Origin of the sequence: Paenibacillus dauci, from assembly GCF_000971985.1 — a bacterium.
Lineage (GTDB): Bacteria > Bacillota > Bacilli > Paenibacillales > Paenibacillaceae > Saccharibacillus > Saccharibacillus dauci.
On sequence record NZ_LAQQ01000002.1, the window covers coordinates 318511 to 335442 of the forward strand.

The window sequence follows — 16932 nt, forward strand, 5'->3', positions numbered from 1 at the left end:
ATCTTATTTTGTCATTTTAGCATAAGTTCGATGATGGTAACGGATAAGTTCACTGCATGGATGGTATCGTATAGCAGAAGTAGGCTGCGAAGCTCCCCTGTTATCTTTCAATAAACCTGCACCAAAAAAGGGATAACACGAATCGCGTTATCCCTGGTTAAAGGCTATGGTTAGTTACTGTGAGCTGGACGGCTGGGAAGCGGATGCCGGATGATCCTGACGATCCGAAGCACCCAGGCGCAGCAGATGTTTGCGAAAAGCATGCATAACCAGCAGATGCACACGGGCCTGCGTGAATTTGTACAGGAACCATGGCAGCGATGGCAAATAATCATGAATCGCGATTACGCATTCCTGAGTACCGGGAATCTGCTGAAACTCCAGTCGTCCTTCATGCGTCTCCTTGATCCGTGCAAAGGCACCGCCGGTAATATAATACACGGCACTTCCGGCATCACTGCGCTCCGGACAGAACGTCAGCTCCAGGATCGGCTTGCGGAGAAATCGCACATATACGCGGTAATGACCGGGTTGATCCTGCTCGGTACGTACGATACCCGGCAGCAAGCGTCCCAGCCATTCCATATAATAACTGCCGGCCCAGCGTGCATTTTTCCCTTCGGGTATAAGTACACGCTGGATGGAGCGCACATCCGATACCGCCGGAGCAGATGAGGAAGACGTTTGGGCCTGTTTGGCAGGCTTTGTTTTCTGCTTGTGTTGTTCCTGTGATTCCTGTTCCAGAGCGATCCGGGCTGCATCTTCAAAAGTCACTTTGCCATCGCTGATGCCCGGTACATGGTGGTCCTTATGGGCAACCATCGGGTGAGCCAGACTCTCGACCAGCGGATAGACCATCTCGCGCGGCATCTGGGTGACCAGAGTGACCCATAGTCTCGACAGACCGATCGTCAGCAGCGGAATATCGATAAAGGTACGACGCTTGTGCATCACTTCAGCAGTTTTTTCCATCATCTGTTTGTAGGTCATCACATCGGGACCACCCACATCAATAGCACGGTTATACAGCTGTGGACTGCCTATGCTCTGCTGGATCGCATTCAGTACGTCCGACAGGGCAATCGGATGGGTCATGGTACGTGTCCACTCCGGCAGTGTCATAATCGGCAGTCTGCGAACCAGTCGTGCCAATATTGGAAAAGAAGAGCCCTGCGGTCCCACGATCAGTCCGGCGCGAATTGTGGTAACCGGTACACCGTAGGAACCGAGCACCTGCTCCACCTCCAGACGACTGCGCAAGTGGCGGGACAACTGCTCCCGCGGTACATTTTCCGGGATGATGCCGCTCAGGTAAATAATCTGCTTGATTCCATTTTTGCGGGCAGCCCGTGCGAAGTGATCCGCCAGAATAACATCCATATCTTCGAATTTGGCCTGGGTCAGCTTGGCGGTCGGCATCATGGAATGAACCAGATAGATGGCATAGTCTGCGCCTTCCAGACATTCATCCGCTTCAGACATGGAGAACAGCTCACAGGCACGCCATTCTACATGTTCATTATTGTGGTCCTTGCGCTCATGACGGGACAGCGCAATCACATCATAGTCACGTACGAGCTGCTGGAGCATATTGTGACCAATATAGCCGGTTGCTCCGGTGAGTACGATTTTGGGACGGCGGGTAGTAAAGGACGGTTCCGCAGCAGAGTGGTTAACAGGATTCATACAGACACCTCGGTTTCTCAGAATAGCCGTGATTGATCAGGGGAGACAGTCCAGACTGTACTCCGGCACGAAAAAACATATTGCTTTTCAATACCCTGTTTGAGGCAGTGCTAACCGGGCATCGCTCAGATACATACCATGCTGTACCGAAGCAGGCAGAGCAGCCGGAGCTGCAGGAAGTGTCAGAGGATCAGACAGCTAGGGATGAAGCGGATATGTTAAAGTATGAATACTATTCTGTTATTCTTAGACGTCAGAAGGGTAACTTTTAGGGATAAGGGTTCGTCTAGTAGATAGCTGTAACGGATACCCTGTGACGATGCCAGACAAGATGGCGCGTCATGACAAGAGCTGCAGTCCGGATTATTAGCAGTTGGTCTATCTGCTGTATCATGCAGCTTCATTTCAGGCAATGCCAAGGAGGAATGCAATATGTTACGTCATTTATCTGTACGAAAAGGAATACTGGCTGCGACGATCGCCGGCACAACAGCGCTGGGCGCAGTAGGAGCAGGATACGGTGTACTGGCGCCTGTGCATCATGCCGAAGCGGCAGAGAGCAGTTATACGCAGAAGCTGGTGCTGCAGAACCTGAATAGCTTTTATAAGCCTGCACTCAAAGGGAAATTCCCTGGAGACATGAATGCATACACCGTCGGCAAGACGACAAGAGATGAAGTGCTGGATCGCCTGGGCGCCGCTGAAGTGCCGCGCAAAAATGCCAGCGGATACGACCAGTACACCGCCAATATGGGGCATCCCGGTTATGCCTTTCATTATAATAAAAACAATGTACTAAACGAGATTCGCTACTTTGGTACCAATGTGGAGCGCCAGACGAATATCGGCGGTATCACAATGAAGCTGCTGCGCCAGCAGTGGTATGCACCTGCATCCACGACTACAATCGGCAGCGGAGCGAACAAGCAGACCAAGATGACCTATATCCGTGGGGATTACAAGCTGGAGTTCATTTTCAACAGCAGCACCGATCTGGATCACATCAATCTGATTAAGGCCTGATTGCCTCTATATTTAATAAAAACCTGCAAGCAGATACTCTCTGTTTGCAGGCTTTTTTGTTGTGTGGAATAGCTTATACTTCGAATATTCTGAATTCATCGACAACCTATGCCGACTTGCAGATGTATCACCGTTATTTGATCCCGAGTCTCATCCGGTAGCTGAACAATATATTGATAACACCGCCACGGAAAAAGTCGTCTGCCATCGCCTGAAATACCGCGATCTCCGATTCCAGATGCTGCGCGGCTGTGCCCAATTTTAATGCTGCCTGAATACCGCCCTGGCTGAGCAGAATTCCGGTATATCGCTCCGCACTGCACGGCTCCGTATGGTGGAAGACGATCTCCCGGGTAAAGCGGAAATGTCCGCTATCCTCAATTAGCTGCAGATGCTGGCTTTTATCACGCTTGACGGCAGTCTTGTCCGGATCGGCATGCTGCTCGATCAGCCGGTCGGAGAGACGGATCAGATGCTCATATTCCCGCTCCAACTGCCAGTTGATCGTAGGCGGCCAGTCGCAATCATATACTGCAAATACGCCGCCTGTCGTGAGCGCTCTCGCTGCTTCCTGCAGTGTACTTACCGGCTCCATCCAGTGAAAGGACTGGGAACAGGTAATAATATCGGCAGCTCCCTGCTCGACAGGCAACTGATTGGAATACCCCTGTTCAAAGGTGATACGATCCGTATCTCCCTGCTGTTCCAGCTTGCGCCGAGCGACAGTGATCATGTCTTCATTCGGCTCCACGCCGATCACCCGTGCAGCGCGTCCTTGCCAGATCAGCGTAGACAAGCCAGTCCCGCAGCCTACATCGACAACCAGAGAAGGGCGTTTTTGCAAATAGTTGGTCAGCAGATCGACGACCATACCGGGCGCCTGTGGACGATGCTGGTCATATAATTCCTGAAATCCGTTAAATCGGTCAATATTGTTCCTCGAATTGTGTTCCGGGATATTCATAATGAGTCCTCCTTTGGCGAATCGCAGGTCCTTATTACTGATACTCTTCTACTAATGAAAACCAAATTTGATTCCATGACAACCGAGCAGATTCATATCGGTGAATGACCTGGTGATGGGATGATGATAGGTTGAACTGATTTCTTAAATTGAGACGAGTATATCATACCTGTGTAAAGGGAGCATTAGCAGGCGATTCCTGGAATAAGATAACGCCGAATTCCTGTACTGATCACGGTACGGGTAAGCTGCCTCTGCTCGCATATATCGGCGTTTAGCAGATTGACGCCTGGAAAATATCGGCGCTATACTGGGACAAACCGGCTGCCCCAGAAGTTGGAAGACAGATGGAGTTATTCCGAATCTGTCTCCTGTGACAGACGTGCAGGATCATGTCCAGCGCAGCAGCTTGAAATCAGGAAAGAGGTGCCGATCATGTCCAACGAATTATTGCAAGCGATGCAGCTGATCAAAAGTAAAACATGGGTGGATCTAACCCATACCTTTGGTCCGGATTCGCCGCATTTTGCCGCATTTCCGGCGGCGGAATTCAAGACCATGTTCGATCATAACGATGGATTTTTCGCTCAGCAGTTCAGTTTTGCGGGACAATACGGAACGCATCTGGATGCACCCATTCATTTTGTCCGGGATGCCCGTTATCTGGAAGAGCTGGAGCTCAAGGAACTTGTCCTGCCGCTGGTCGTGATCGACAAATCGGCCGAAGCTGCGGCCGATGCAGATTACAGACTGACTGCAGCAGATATTGAAGCCTTTGAGTCAGAGCATGGACGGATCGCATCCGGGAGCTTCGTGGCACTGCGCACCGACTGGAGCAAGCGCTGGCCGAGTCAGGAGAAGTTCGAGAACAAGGACGAGCAGGGCAATAACCATGCGCCCGGCTGGTCGATCGAAGCACTGGAGCTGTTGTTCCGGGAACGTGGGATCAAAGCGGTCGGTCATGAGACGTTTGATACTGATGCTGCTGCAGATTATACCCGTAATGGAGCGCTGCTCGGTGAATATTATGTGCTGGATCAAGATACATATCAGGTCGAACTATTGAATAATCTGGATCTTGTTCCACCGACAGGCGCTGTTATTTTCAACATTGTCCCCAAAGCAGAAAAAGCATCGGGCTTCCCGGTGCGCTCATTTGCCATTTTGCCATAAGCGACTGGATTAGTGTGTCTGGATCGATAGGGATGTATGGTCAAAATTCAGTGGAATCATGTTCGCTGTGAGGTATAAACCGGTTCCGGTATGGATGAAGACGACACATGCCAAACCGGTGGCTATAAAGTTATTGCATTTAGCTATTTTCGATACTCTGTAAAAAGTGATATGATTTAATGAAACCAATCCCAAGTAATGCCTGTTAAGGAGACATGACCATGACGATCGATATCAAAATCGAAAAGACAACAAGCCCGAAAGCAAAGCCTGCAACAGAAGGTCTGGTATTCGGCAGTAAATTTACAGATCATATGTTCATTCTGGACTACGATCATGGACAAGGATGGCACGATCCTCGTATCGTTCCTTATCAAAATATCAGCATGGACCCGGCAGCCAAGGTATTCCATTATGGACAGACGATTTTTGAAGGTCTGAAAGCGTACCTGACTGAAGATGGACGTATCCTCATGTTCCGCCCGACTAAAAATATCGAGCGTCTGAACCTGTCCAACGAGCGTCTGAGCATTCCCGAGATTGATCCGGAGCTGGCACTGGAAGCACTGCGTCAGCTGGTACTGATCGACAAAGAATGGATTCCCGAAGGTGAAGGTACGTCCCTGTATATCCGTCCGTTTGTGATTGCAACCGAGGCGGCACTGGGTGTAGCTCCATCCCTGCAGTACAAATTCATGATCATTCTGTCCCCAGTAGCCGCTTATTATGCTGAAGGGATTAACCCGGTCAAAATCTACGTGGAATCCAAGTATGTACGTGCTGTTCCCGGCGGCGTAGGCATGGCGAAAACAGCCGGCAACTACGCAGCAGGTCTCAAAGCGCAGGAAGGCGCAACCGAGCTGGGCTATTCCCAGGTGCTGTGGCTGGACGGCGTACACCGCAAATATATCGAGGAAGTCGGCAGTATGAACGTCTTCTTCAAAATCGACGGCACCGTCGTTACACCGGCGCTGAACGGCAGTATCCTGCACGGGATTACCCGCGATTCAATCATCCAGCTGCTCAAGCATTGGGATATTCCGGTAGAAGAACGCCAGCTGTCTATTGATGAGCTGGAAGAAGCCGCTCGTTCCGGCAAATTGGAAGAAGCTTTTGGTACCGGTACAGCAGCGGTTATTTCTCCGATCGGTGAGCTGAACTGGCAAGGCGAGAAGCTGATCATCAATGAAGGCAAGACAGGCGAACTGTCTGCCAAGCTGTATGAGACACTGACCGGTATCCAGAAAGGTGCAGTGGAAGATCCATTTAGCTGGGCACTGGAAGTAAAATAAAGCAAAACCATGAAATAACGAATACGGTTTGATATACGTATGAAGTGGAATGGCAAAAGGTAGGATTCGCTCAAAGCAGCGGAATCCTACCTTTTTTGCTTACTACCTTTTATGCTAAAAAGAAGCCGGTTCACTGGAAGAGACCAAGCCGATTTGATCAGGATCAGGTGAAGTCTTATTCAACGTGGCAGGTGCAGGGGCTGACTTTTGGTTGATCAGTATCGAGCTTACAGCTAACAAACTGGAAACCGCTACAATGGATGCGATAATACTTTTCGCTTTTTTATTCATTTGCGCTCCCGTCCTTGATGAATTAGACAAATCGTAGGGTCTTACATCTGGTTTATCTTCTCCCAACCATATAATAGCTATCCTCTGATTACAATTCCCAGCTGTTCCTTACAACACAAAAAGCTTTTGATTCTATAACAATATAGAGTCAAAAGCTTTTTTCTCATGCTTTGGTCAGTTTATTCTGCAGGACGATCGTCTGCAGCTCATTCGCTTTGATAGCGAGTCCCATATAGTAGGCATCCCGGTCGTTCGCTTTGCCTTCGAGCATCAGAATATTGAGTTCCTGAGTCTTCATATTCAGATCAATAATCAGCTGTTCGATCTCCTGGATCAGCACCGTATGCGGATTATGCTCCACCTGTGGAACAGATATATTCAGTTCCCGAATAGAAGAGGACGATACAGAAGTCTGTGCCTGTACCTGTGTCTGATTCTCAGCCAGATCGTAATAGGCAGCAGTGCCTTCTTTGATCTTCACGATACGTGGTTCACGATCAGCGATTGTGCGCAGTGCACCAATGATCGAACCATCACTATAATTTTCGGGCAGCTGCTCCAGGTATTTACGGATAACAGCGAACCCGGTTTTGCCTTCTTTTTGCAAATAACGAAGCACGTGATTACGTATACTCTCGGCATTAGAATTTTTCTGATACATAATGGAACCCCCAGGGAGAAGTCGGATGTTAAACATCATTCTTTTTGATATATTAACACAGTATTAATACTGTATCAAGTAGTATTAATACTTGTGATACTAAGTATTAATACTGTTATGAAGTATCAAAAATAGTATTATTAAAAGAAGAGTATGTGGTATAGAATGGCTGAAAAACCCTGCTGTTAAAGGGTTTATAGCGTGTATCCATTGAATAGATGTTAATACCTAGTATCATAAATTCTAGTATCAAGCTTTCGTAAGTGAAAGGAGCTTGATACTAGCAGTAGCAAGAATAGACAAGGACAATAAACAGCACCAGAATACGAAGTCAAAAGTAGTCCATCCGTTTCAACATCGTGTGTATCGAATATATTCAGACGTAGATGCGTTCAGATCGTAGATGTAAGTGTTTGGTACAGATCCCTTTTTTATACGGACAAGAGACGATATGATATAACTATACATTTAGAAAAAGGAGGCGCTTATGCAGAAGATTCTGAAGATAGCGTATGGTGCAGTTCTTGCTGTTGGCATTCTGACGCTGCTATGGATGGTACTCGGAGCAACAGGAGCTTTTCAGGGAGCGGTTGATCTGGTGGAGACTATTATGTTGATCGTAGTAGGCATTCCGCTGATCGGTCTGATTATTATCGGCGGGTATAATCTGTTTTACACAAGAGTGTTTACAGATTGGCTGCGTACGCTGGTTCCGGTGATAATATCAGCCATCATTTTACTATTGTCCTTTGTTGGCATTAGTAATACGAGCACGGTGGGCTGGTTAACAGATCATGTTAGTGCAGATGAGACCAGGATAACCACAGATGGAAAGTATGAGTATCGGCTGGAGATTGTGAATGGTACACAGCGCAATTCCTCCGAACGTGTCTATCTCAAAAATAGGGCAACTGGCGAAGAACAGACAATTGAAGTGCCGATCGGTATGGGTTCTGCCTATTCAATAGCGTATACCGAAGGAGAAGAAACAGGCTGGATCACAATGAAACCAACAGATCAGAGCAATCAGTACATAGTCAGCACGACAGAAAAGATTATGCCGGCCAGAGAAGACCCTTTAAAACCGATCCATTTCCTGATGAATATAGAAGCGGGGACAGCTGTTGAAATGAATTGACGGGATGGAATGAAGAACAACCGATAAATGAAAGCAACCAAGTGAGCTATACCCAATGACAGATTGCTTAAAGAGGGAGGATATATTCAATGTTCACAAGGTTATCCAAAAGCAAATTTCAGGTAGCTGTTTGTATGATGGTATACATCGCCGCCTACCTGCTTACTTATTTATTTGTTCATAACTGGCTGGATGTCAGCAAATATATAGAGGGCAATCTCATAGCTGCTATTCCCATCCTGGTGACCAGCCTGTACTTTATTAGTATTCGACGATCCATGAAGCATATTTCCTTTTTGTTTTCGCGCATCATTATTCCGCTTTTTGTAGCAGAGAAAATAATACTTCCCGTTTTTACCTACGCTATGTTTAACCGCTATGCTAATCATTCGTTTACCGATATTGCCGGTTTTGACGAAGGAATGTATATTTCCATGCTGCTGAAAGGTATGGTAGGAGGCATCCAGTTTTATAGTGTCTATTACTTGGTAAGCAGTCCGTTTATACTGCTATTGATATTTTTGGGTTTGGACAAGGTGAAAAACACGATTGAAGTGTCGACACGCGTACAAATCCGTATTTGGGGAAATCTATTTATTACGGCCGCTATTATGGTATACGGGATAACCGATAATGTTTTCGGAGGAATCACTATGTCAAAGGCTGCTATCATCTTGACGATCTATATATTGTTCAATAGTGTCCTATTTTTCACCATCAGAAAGTCTGTGAAAATAGCGGAGTGAGAATAAAGAAGCAGTGTACACCAATGATCAGATTGACCGAAACTCCGATTCTCTTTATGAGATTCGGAGTTCTTGTTGATAGATGCCCATATCACTTACATCAGTAAGCTGCCATTCTTGCTTTTTCTCGGGCAAATAGGTATAGAGAAATTCTGATTCTTATAACCATTTATAGCGGTATGTGATGCGATCCAATAGTCAATTAATTGAATATATCCACCCATGAAATAATTATGGAAAATTTACAAATAAATGTATTACAGTTAGCTAGCACGGCTATATAATGAATTGAATCTTCATATTATAAAGGAGGGATTATTAATGAATTGGCGTGTGATGTATGCTGCTTTGTGTCTGATTTGCCTGTTCGTCCTATCTGTACCGGCTGCACCGGTACATGCAGAGGAGCAGGAGTTCACCCGGATCGATGTACCAAGCAAGAGTCTGATTACTTCGCATACGGCGTATAAGAGCAACAAGCCGGAGCGGATAGCAGATGGCGATCTGAAGACCGCCTGGAATGCAGGGAGAAATAGCGGAGTCATCAGTGTCGTCTTCAATCAGAATGTACAGATGAATGGTATCGAGATTGCTACGACGGCTTCGCCTACCAGTACGGAAAAGTATCTGATCTACGGTCTGGAAGGCGATCGCTGGAAAGAGATTGGCCGCGCATCACGCACTATTGAGCATAAGGAAGATGGATCGGTAACAATGCTGGATCGTATTCCGGTAACCGAAGGCGATTATGGCGGGGTGCTCATTTCTATTGATTCCAGCGCTTCCTGGGTGTCGATCAATGAGCTGTATCTGACGACGAAAATGGTCCGTACGTTTGAGAATGCAACGATCTCCCAGTTAAGCGGAGCTGCGCTGCTCACATGGGAATACCTCGGTTATGGGGAGACTGTTATTTATTATGGTACCAAGCCAGGGGAGTATACGAATAAGGTTGTAGCTGATTACCGAGGAAATCTGGGTACGAGAGTGTACAATCTGACCAATGACAAGACTTATTACTTCCAAATAGCGATTAACCTCAATGGCACCATGTACTATTCCAAAGAATTAACTGTTGTACCCAAGTCCAAATTTATTCCGAAGACAATACCGGATGGGGCAGGAGCTTATATGTGGCCGTATTACCGTGATCTGAATCTGACACCGGGCGCCGCAATTGATGGCGATATCTATACATCCTGGTATTACACCAATCCCAACTATCCGCCCAATGATGACGGTTCTCTGGAAATCGCTTTTAACAGAGAAGATCCTGTCTTTATAGACTCGATCCAGCTGACCACCCAATTTTCTCCGGTTGCCCGTGATACATCCGATGTACGCGAAGATGAATACTTGATCAAAGGATGGCGTGGCTGGGAGCATGGTTGGGAAGTTGTCGGTTATTATAAAGGCACTATTCATGCTCCGGGTGGAGATGGCATTGTAGTGCTGGACCCGATCTCGATTAATCCGGGTTACTATCGCTACATCGAAATTGATGTCAATACGACCAGCACCTATGTCAGCATTAATGAAGTATCCATCAGTGGCGATCCGCAACAATCAGTAACAGCCAATGTGTATGGAAGCGAGACGGATCGTGTAACAGAAGATGTGTATGGAGGCTCCAAATAAAAGGAAACTTCATCCGATAAATAAACCCAAAGAGAGCCGGCAGTTGTAAATGCTGACTCTCTTTGGGTTGTGTGAAGCAACGCCTTGTTTGTTCCTTGTTGAAGAGGTTGTTTATTGGAAGGAGTAGTGTAGTGCCTTTTGGAGCACCGGATCCATTCCCTGCTGCATGTCGTTAATAGTATAGGATACCGGAATGTCCGGCTTCAAAACAGAATAGGGGGCGCGGTGGAACTCCTGAGTACAGTAATAGATGACCATCTTGCTCTCCGGAAGAGTGAATGGCAAAATATCACCTGGTGCATTGGGATCGCCCATCGCAGGTTCGCCAATGATAACCGCATGCAATTCTTTACGCAGCGTCACTGCGTGAAACATGGCAGAAGAAGCTGTCTGCCGATCTACCAGTACAATTATGCGCTGCCTGATTTTCGGTGAGCTTTTTAGAATATCGAACAGAGGAAGCAGTACATTCTCATCTCCACCTGAATTTCCTCTCAGATCGATAATAAACTTATGTATATTCAGATTATGAATGCTGTCCTGCACATCCATTATTAACCGAGCAGCTGGATAAGCGGGATCATCAGCGCAGGTGTTGTAATCTAGATAAAATGTATGTTCGTTGTCTAGGGAAGCCCAGCTGTAATTGAGCTTTGCTGCAGAAGATACGGAAGATGGCTTATGGTTTGCTACCTGTAGTGCATTGCTCATATCGGTTATGGGTATGGGAGCAACGGTTAGATGAATGATAGTACCTTGTTTATCCAAAAAGGCAAGAGGCACTTTCTGTTTGTTTGGAATGATCTGCAGTCCATGTAGAATGTCCGGCAACAGGATGTAGGAAGGAATCAATCCCCTCAAATCCTGTTCGTGATCATGAGGGATAATGGTACGAAGCTGACGGATGATCTGGGCAGTCGGTCGGCTATTAATTGCAGTGAGTTCCGCATATAGAACCTGCTTATATTCAGACAAAGTGGCAACTACGTATAATTTGTTATCCTGTAAATAAAGACGAAACGGCATTATGGTCGTCGGGGATGGGCTAAATGCGATGGAATTATGTAGCTGTCCTGCATGGGTCAGGGCTTGCAGAATTCCTATTTGTACCTGATCATCATCGGGATAATAAGAGAATAAATGCCGATCTACATCGTTTAATTGCTGTATAAACCGATTCGCTCGTTCGTGATCCTGGCTCAGTTGGATATCCTGATGAATATACTGCTGCTCCAGCGCAGATAGATCAGATTCCCACTGCTGCTGCCAGTATCGATAATGTACATATATACAGATCAACAGTAGAAAGAGAATAAGAAAGGTTCCTTTTACAACTACTTTTCTGAGAACAAGAAATGTCATGGTTAACCTCCATGATAAAATTGGTATACAAACATGTGCGATTAGCCAATGTGGAATAGGTCGCTTCCCTGCTTACGATATTACGCGTAAAATTATGTACTATCTGTATAAACATTTGGTGTAAATATCATGGATCAATTGCGACTGGCTGTGGATGTATGCTATAAATGATGTAGTTCCGACCAGGAACCAAGCGTACACGAATATATTCACATAAGGCTATGCCATATGATATGAATACAGGCACACCGTAGCGTAGAGTGATACATACGGGCGCACGATTATTTGAGAAAAAGGAGCTGTCATCTGCACATGTCTACCGAGATGAACACGCACGAAATTATTAACCTGATCAAAACAAGCAAAAAGAAAACACCAGTCAAAGTATACCTCAAAGGCCAGCTGGACGGTCTGACTTTCCCAGAGGGCGTGCAGACATTCATCACCGGCAACACCGGTGTTATTTTTGGCGACTGGGCGGATATCCAGGGCGTACTGACCGAGAACAGCGCACAGATCGAAGATCATGTGATCGAGAGCGATCGTCGTAATTCCGCGATTCCGCTGCTGGACATGAAGAACATCAATGCGCGTATCGAGCCGGGCGCATTTATCCGTGAAATGGTATCCATTGGCGACAATGCGGTTATCATGATGGGCGCAGTCATCAACATCGGTGTAGTTATCGGTGAAGGTACAATGATCGATATGGGCGCTGTTCTGGGTGGACGCGTTCAAGTCGGTAAAATGTGTCACATCGGTGCAGGTTCCGTCCTGGCGGGCGTTATCGAGCCACCTAGTGCGCAGCCGGTTGTCGTAGAAGACGATGTACTGATCGGTGCCAATGTAGTTGTTCTGGAAGGCGTACGTATCGGTGAAGGCGCTGTTGTAGCAGCTGGAGCTGTTGTAACCCAAGACGTACCTGCATTCTCCGTAGTCGCAGGCACACCTGCACGCGTGATCAAACAGGTCGACGACAAAACGAAATCCAAAACAGAGATTCTGCAGGATCTGCGTACCCTGTAATTGGATATATGACAGAGGAAGCGTCAGACAAGCATCACCAAATGGTCTGATGACCCTTGCACCAAAGGCCCGGCATCTGCCGGGCTTTTTTGTTGAATATTATAGGTATACGGGCATTATCTTCATAGTGTCTGACCATTATCAATCGTGAAAATCTGGCCGGTGACCGATTCCTGTGTCAACTGGAACAGGATCGCGTCTGCAATATCTTCAGGAGTGGAAATGCGCTGGAGCGGTAGATGGCCTGCCAGCTGATGCATTTTGTCTTCGTTGCCTGCCCACCACCGGGTAGCGACGGCACCGGGGGCAATACTGTTGACCCGGATCGTCGGAGCCAGAGCAATAGCCAGTGACCGGGTCATGGTATGAATTGCTGACTTGGTGGCTGCATAAGGGATCGAAGAGCCGATACCCGTCGTTCCAGCCACGCTGCCCATATTGATAATAACGCCGGAGCCCTGCTTTTTCATATAGGGAACAACGGCCTGGATACAGTGAAACATTCCTTTTACATTCACATTGAAAAGAGAATCCCATACGTCATCGGTTACTGCATCCAGATCGTTCATGGGGATCTGGGCGGTAATGCTCGCATTATTGATGAGCGCATCCACTGTCCCGAATGTGGATGCTGTATAGTGTACCAGCGCATCGACTTCCTCAGCTATAGCGACATTGGCTTTGCAGGCTGCTGCGGTTCCGCCGAAGCGGCTGATTTCCTCTACAACTTGCATAGCTTCCTGTTCTGATCGGCTGTAGTTAATGACGACTTTGGCCTGCTGGGCGGCCAGCTTCAGAGCGACGGCTTTTCCAATCCCGGTACCGCCGCCTGTGATAATGACGACTTTATGTTGTAGCTGCATTTTGTTCATCCTCCTTCGGGTATATGCCACCTCTTTATTATATTTTTGGCCAGCTACGGCGTATAATACAGAATAATGAAGGTGGTATCATTTGAAATGATATCTGTGAAGGAGAGATTGTCTGTGGAAAGTCACGATTTGCGGATCTTCAAACAGGTGGCTGACTTGCAATCGGTCTCCAAAGCTGCCGAAAAGCTGGGCTATGTGCAGCCCAATGTCAGCCAGCGCATTAAAAGCCTGGAAGATGAGCTGGGCGTTCGCTTGTTCCTGCGCAATAACAGAGGCGTTACCTTAACGGAACAGGGCGTTATTTTGTTGGATTATGCCAATCGGATTGTAGAGCTGATGGACGAGGTCACCTTGGTGCTGCAACAAGAGGAAAGCAGGGAATGTCTGACCATTGGTGCTCCCCAGACCGTATCTGCCGTCAAGATTCCGCAGCTGTTCGCGTCATTCCTCCAAGACGTCCGTCATATGGATGTGAAGCTCAAAACGAACGATAAGCAGCATCTGCTATCCATGCTATCCTATGGGGAGCTGGACGGGGCTTTTGTACAGGGCGAATATAGTGCGTCACAGTTTGATACGGTGCATAGTTATTGGGAAGAGGTAGTACTGATCTCGCCTCATCCCGGCAAAGATGATTCCAGCCATGATCCCGTCCTGATCGTCAATGGGGACAAAAACTGTATCTACCGCAATAAAACACTGGAATATGCCAGAGTCCATCATCCGGAGCATCCGGTTATAATGGAATTTGATTCGCTGGAATCTATTCTGCAGGCCGTTCATGACGGAATGGGAATGAGCATCGTACCGACATCTGCGGTTCACGGTCGAGAGGCTTTATCTACTGTGCAACATAAGCGGTTGTCCGAACGGATCAGGATCGATTTTATTATCAGGCATACGAAGAAACAGCCGCCAGGTCTGCGAAAGTTTATTCGATTTTTGCAAAATCAGCCATCCGAATCTGTCTAAAATCAGTCATTCATTCGTAACGATATACTGGAAACAGATCGAGTATTCCGGTAGTCTTTTCAATATACAATGATTATGTCTTCCGACTTTTAACATATCCTTAACTATGGGCAAGGAGCGAAATCTATGACTACACCAACACTTATTAATATCCGCCGTGATCTGCACCGGATTCCCGAACCGGGATTCCAGGAGTTCAAAACCCAGCAATACCTGCTGGATTATATCGCCCAATTGCCGCAGGAGCATCTGGAAATACGTACCTGGAAAACAGGGATTCTGGTCTATGTGCACGGGACAGCACCGAAGCGCCGGTTTGGCTATCGTGCCGATATGGACGGACTGCCGATTGTGGAAGAGACCGGATATGATTTTCAAAGTGAGCACCCCGGCTATATGCATGCCTGCGGGCACGATCTGCATATGACGATCGGGTTGGGAATACTGACGCATTTCGCCCGGCAGCGGATGCAGGATGATCTGGTGATGATTTTCCAACCGGCTGAAGAAGGACCGGGTGGAGCAAAGCCGCTGCTGGAGAGCGACGAACTGGCGGACTGGATGCCGGAGCAGATCGTCGGACTGCATGTGGCGCCGGAGTATCCGGTAGGCACTATTGCGACAAGACAGGGTATTCTGTTCGCCAATACGTCGGAGCTGTTCATTGATCTGATCGGAATGGGAGGACATGCTGCCTATCCGCATCGTGCCAATGATATGGTAGTTGCCGGCTGTCAGCTGGTGGGTCAGCTGCAAAGTATTGTCGCTCGCAATGTGAATCCACTGGATTCTGCAGTTGTGACCATTGGTAAAGTCGAAGGCGGAACCAAGCAGAATATTATCGCTGAACGTGCACGTCTGGAAGGCACGATCCGCACGCTGTCAGCCGAGACGATGGTACTGGTGAAGTCGCGCATTCAGGCACTGGTGCGAGGGATCGAAGCCGGATTCGAGTGCCGGGCAGAGATTGATTGGGGCTCCAACTATATGCAGGTATATAATGAAGAAAAGCTGACTGCCGAGTTTATGCAGTGGCTGTCCGGCCGTTCGGATGTACAGCTGGTCGAGTGTACGGAAGCGATGACGGGAGAGGACTTTGGTTATTTGCTGGAGCGGATTCCGGGCTTCATGTTCTGGCTGGGTGTGGATACACCGTATGGCCTGCATCATGCCAAGCTGGAACCTAGTGAGGACGCGATAGAGGTGGCAGTTCGTACCGTGACGGATTATTTCGAGTGGAAATCAGGAACAACTGCAGAGCAGGACGGACTACATCACGTATAGATAGCAAGACAGAACGAGCGAAAGGAGGATGTACGTATGGCGAGAACCAAAGCTTTTGACAAAACGGCGGTGCTGCAGCGGGCGATGAAGACGTTTGGACGGACCGGTTATGAAGGGACGACTTTGCCGGATTTGCTGCAGGAACTGGGCATTGCGCGGCAGAGTCTGTATGATACGTACGGTACCAAGCGTGATCTGTTTATTATGGCGGTCAAACATTATATGGATGGCAAGACCGAGGATATGGCAGAGCTGCTGGAACAGCCCGGTAGTGCGATCGGGCAGCTGGAGTATATTTTCGATGTGATGATCCAGGCGCTGGTCGATCCGGAACTGGCACAGCAGTGCTTTATCATTAGCAGCGCGGTTGAGCAGGCACCGCAAGACGCAGAGCTGCGGGATTATTTGCAGAGCAATACCGAGCAAATCGAGCAGGGATTGTACCGGCTGCTGCAGCGGGCGGCAGATGAAGGAGAGCTGTCTGCAGCGTTTGATTTGCAGGAGTTGGCACACTTTCTGGCACATGAGCGGATGGGTCTTATTTTCTCGGCCAAGGCAGGTGCGAATGAACAGCAGCTGCGCAGCATCACGAAGATTGCATTGTCGGTGTTACGAAGTCATCGTGCCTGAGCACTGCAACGATAAGCTCGGGTGAACAAAGCAACTCATGGATAGCTGAATATCGAATGAGGAGTGATGAACATGAGCAAAAAAGGTAAAAGAATAGCATGGATCGCAGCGATTTTCGTGATTGTTGTCATCGTCTGCTGGATGTTTCTGGTATGGTATGTACGGCATATCAGT

At 47.7% G+C, this 16932-nt stretch carries 16 protein-coding genes; 10 read left to right on the forward strand and 6 right to left on the reverse strand.

Annotated elements, in window-relative coordinates; all coding sequences use genetic code 11:
- Positions 1 to 174 precede the first annotated feature (174 nt).
- Positions 175 to 1686, reverse strand: coding sequence for an NAD(P)H-binding protein (locus WH46_RS15695; protein ID WP_017814817.1), 1512 nt, complete (start codon positions 1684 to 1686; stop codon positions 175 to 177).
- 432 nt (positions 1687 to 2118) lie between these two features.
- On the opposite strand from WH46_RS15695, the gene WH46_RS15705 reads away from it, so the two are divergent.
- The gene (locus WH46_RS15705) at positions 2119 to 2709 is read left to right on the forward strand and encodes a YjgB family protein (RefSeq protein WP_046227458.1); all 591 of its coding nucleotides are present in this window, start codon (positions 2119 to 2121) and stop codon (positions 2707 to 2709) included.
- Between the two features lie 133 nt (positions 2710 to 2842).
- Here WH46_RS15705 and WH46_RS15710 read toward each other — a convergent pair whose 3' ends face one another.
- A complete protein-coding gene (locus WH46_RS15710) occupies positions 2843 to 3673 on the reverse strand; it encodes a class I SAM-dependent methyltransferase (protein ID WP_046227459.1) in 831 nt (276 codons plus the stop codon).
- A 435-nt stretch (positions 3674 to 4108) separates the two neighbouring features.
- Between WH46_RS15710 and WH46_RS15715 the strand changes: the two genes are divergently transcribed.
- Together WH46_RS15715 and WH46_RS15720 are read left to right on the forward strand one after the other, a co-directional pair.
- Entirely contained in the window at positions 4109 to 4846 is a 738-nt protein-coding gene (locus tag WH46_RS15715) for a cyclase family protein (RefSeq protein ID WP_017814813.1), read from the forward strand.
- Between the two features lie 221 nt (positions 4847 to 5067).
- On the forward strand, positions 5068 to 6138 hold the full coding sequence (locus WH46_RS15720) for a branched-chain amino acid aminotransferase (protein ID WP_046227460.1): 1071 nt from the start codon (positions 5068 to 5070) through the stop codon (positions 6136 to 6138).
- 114 nt (positions 6139 to 6252) lie between these two features.
- Here WH46_RS15720 and WH46_RS24095 read toward each other — a convergent pair whose 3' ends face one another.
- Entirely contained in the window at positions 6253 to 6429 is a 177-nt protein-coding gene (locus WH46_RS24095; protein WP_156172289.1) for a hypothetical protein, read from the reverse strand.
- Between the two features lie 163 nt (positions 6430 to 6592).
- Positions 6593 to 7090, reverse strand: coding sequence for a hypothetical protein (locus WH46_RS15725; RefSeq protein WP_046227461.1), 498 nt, complete (start codon positions 7088 to 7090; stop codon positions 6593 to 6595).
- A 487-nt stretch (positions 7091 to 7577) separates the two neighbouring features.
- Between WH46_RS15725 and WH46_RS15730 the strand changes: the two genes are divergently transcribed.
- The 3 genes from WH46_RS15730 to WH46_RS15740 all read left to right on the forward strand — a co-directional run bounded on the left by WH46_RS15730 (position 7578) and on the right by WH46_RS15740 (position 10612).
- Positions 7578 to 8228, forward strand: coding sequence for a hypothetical protein (locus WH46_RS15730; RefSeq protein ID WP_046227462.1), 651 nt, complete (start codon positions 7578 to 7580; stop codon positions 8226 to 8228).
- Positions 8229 to 8317: 89 nt separating this feature from the next.
- Entirely contained in the window at positions 8318 to 8974 is a 657-nt protein-coding gene (locus WH46_RS15735) for a hypothetical protein (protein WP_046227463.1), read from the forward strand.
- 321 nt (positions 8975 to 9295) lie between these two features.
- Positions 9296 to 10612, forward strand: a complete 1317-nt coding sequence (locus WH46_RS15740; RefSeq protein WP_046227464.1) for a hypothetical protein — start codon at positions 9296 to 9298, stop codon at positions 10610 to 10612.
- Positions 10613 to 10723: 111 nt separating this feature from the next.
- Here the strand turns inward: WH46_RS15740 and WH46_RS15745 are convergent, their stop codons facing one another.
- Entirely contained in the window at positions 10724 to 11974 is a 1251-nt protein-coding gene (locus WH46_RS15745) for a S41 family peptidase (RefSeq protein ID WP_046227465.1), read from the reverse strand.
- 312 nt (positions 11975 to 12286) lie between these two features.
- On the opposite strand from WH46_RS15745, the gene dapD reads away from it, so the two are divergent.
- Positions 12287 to 13000, forward strand: a complete 714-nt coding sequence (gene dapD, locus WH46_RS15750) for a 2,3,4,5-tetrahydropyridine-2,6-dicarboxylate N-acetyltransferase (protein ID WP_017814804.1) — start codon at positions 12287 to 12289, stop codon at positions 12998 to 13000.
- A 122-nt stretch (positions 13001 to 13122) separates the two neighbouring features.
- Here dapD and WH46_RS15755 read toward each other — a convergent pair whose 3' ends face one another.
- A complete protein-coding gene (locus tag WH46_RS15755) occupies positions 13123 to 13863 on the reverse strand; it encodes an SDR family NAD(P)-dependent oxidoreductase (RefSeq protein ID WP_046227466.1) in 741 nt (246 codons plus the stop codon).
- A gap of 123 nt (positions 13864 to 13986) precedes the next feature.
- On the opposite strand from WH46_RS15755, the gene WH46_RS15760 reads away from it, so the two are divergent.
- The 3 genes from WH46_RS15760 to WH46_RS15770 all read left to right on the forward strand — a co-directional run bounded on the left by WH46_RS15760 (position 13987) and on the right by WH46_RS15770 (position 16758).
- Positions 13987 to 14844 (forward strand): LysR family transcriptional regulator, encoded by an 858-nt coding sequence (locus WH46_RS15760; protein ID WP_046227467.1) that lies wholly within the window; start codon positions 13987 to 13989, stop codon positions 14842 to 14844.
- A gap of 126 nt (positions 14845 to 14970) precedes the next feature.
- Positions 14971 to 16128 (forward strand): N-acetyldiaminopimelate deacetylase, encoded by a 1158-nt coding sequence (locus WH46_RS15765; RefSeq protein WP_046227468.1) that lies wholly within the window; start codon positions 14971 to 14973, stop codon positions 16126 to 16128.
- Positions 16129 to 16164: 36 nt separating this feature from the next.
- A complete protein-coding gene (locus tag WH46_RS15770; protein WP_046227469.1) occupies positions 16165 to 16758 on the forward strand; it encodes a TetR/AcrR family transcriptional regulator in 594 nt (197 codons plus the stop codon).
- Positions 16759 to 16932: the final 174 nt, after the last annotated feature.

Excerpts from the sequence above, each read along its gene's own strand:
- WH46_RS15695 (WP_017814817.1), bottom strand. The coding sequence starts at position 1,686 with ATGAATCCTGTTAACCACTCTGCTGCGGAACCGTCCTTTACTACCCGC.
- WH46_RS15705 (WP_046227458.1), top strand. The coding sequence starts at position 2,119 with ATGTTACGTCATTTATCTGTACGAAAAGGAATACTGGCTGCGACGATC.
- WH46_RS15710 (WP_046227459.1), bottom strand. The coding sequence starts at position 3,673 with ATGAATATCCCGGAACACAATTCGAGGAACAATATTGACCGATTTAAC.
- WH46_RS15715 (WP_017814813.1), top strand. The coding sequence starts at position 4,109 with ATGTCCAACGAATTATTGCAAGCGATGCAGCTGATCAAAAGTAAAACA.
- WH46_RS15720 (WP_046227460.1), top strand. The coding sequence starts at position 5,068 with ATGACGATCGATATCAAAATCGAAAAGACAACAAGCCCGAAAGCAAAG.
- WH46_RS24095 (WP_156172289.1), bottom strand. The coding sequence starts at position 6,429 with ATGAATAAAAAAGCGAAAAGTATTATCGCATCCATTGTAGCGGTTTCC.
- WH46_RS15725 (WP_046227461.1), bottom strand. The coding sequence starts at position 7,090 with ATGTATCAGAAAAATTCTAATGCCGAGAGTATACGTAATCACGTGCTT.
- WH46_RS15730 (WP_046227462.1), top strand. The coding sequence starts at position 7,578 with ATGCAGAAGATTCTGAAGATAGCGTATGGTGCAGTTCTTGCTGTTGGC.
- WH46_RS15735 (WP_046227463.1), top strand. The coding sequence starts at position 8,318 with ATGTTCACAAGGTTATCCAAAAGCAAATTTCAGGTAGCTGTTTGTATG.
- WH46_RS15740 (WP_046227464.1), top strand. The coding sequence starts at position 9,296 with ATGAATTGGCGTGTGATGTATGCTGCTTTGTGTCTGATTTGCCTGTTC.
- WH46_RS15745 (WP_046227465.1), bottom strand. The coding sequence starts at position 11,974 with ATGACATTTCTTGTTCTCAGAAAAGTAGTTGTAAAAGGAACCTTTCTT.
- dapD (WP_017814804.1), top strand. The coding sequence starts at position 12,287 with ATGTCTACCGAGATGAACACGCACGAAATTATTAACCTGATCAAAACA.
- WH46_RS15755 (WP_046227466.1), bottom strand. The coding sequence starts at position 13,863 with ATGCAGCTACAACATAAAGTCGTCATTATCACAGGCGGCGGTACCGGG.
- WH46_RS15765 (WP_046227468.1), top strand. The coding sequence starts at position 14,971 with ATGACTACACCAACACTTATTAATATCCGCCGTGATCTGCACCGGATT.
- WH46_RS15770 (WP_046227469.1), top strand. The coding sequence starts at position 16,165 with ATGGCGAGAACCAAAGCTTTTGACAAAACGGCGGTGCTGCAGCGGGCG.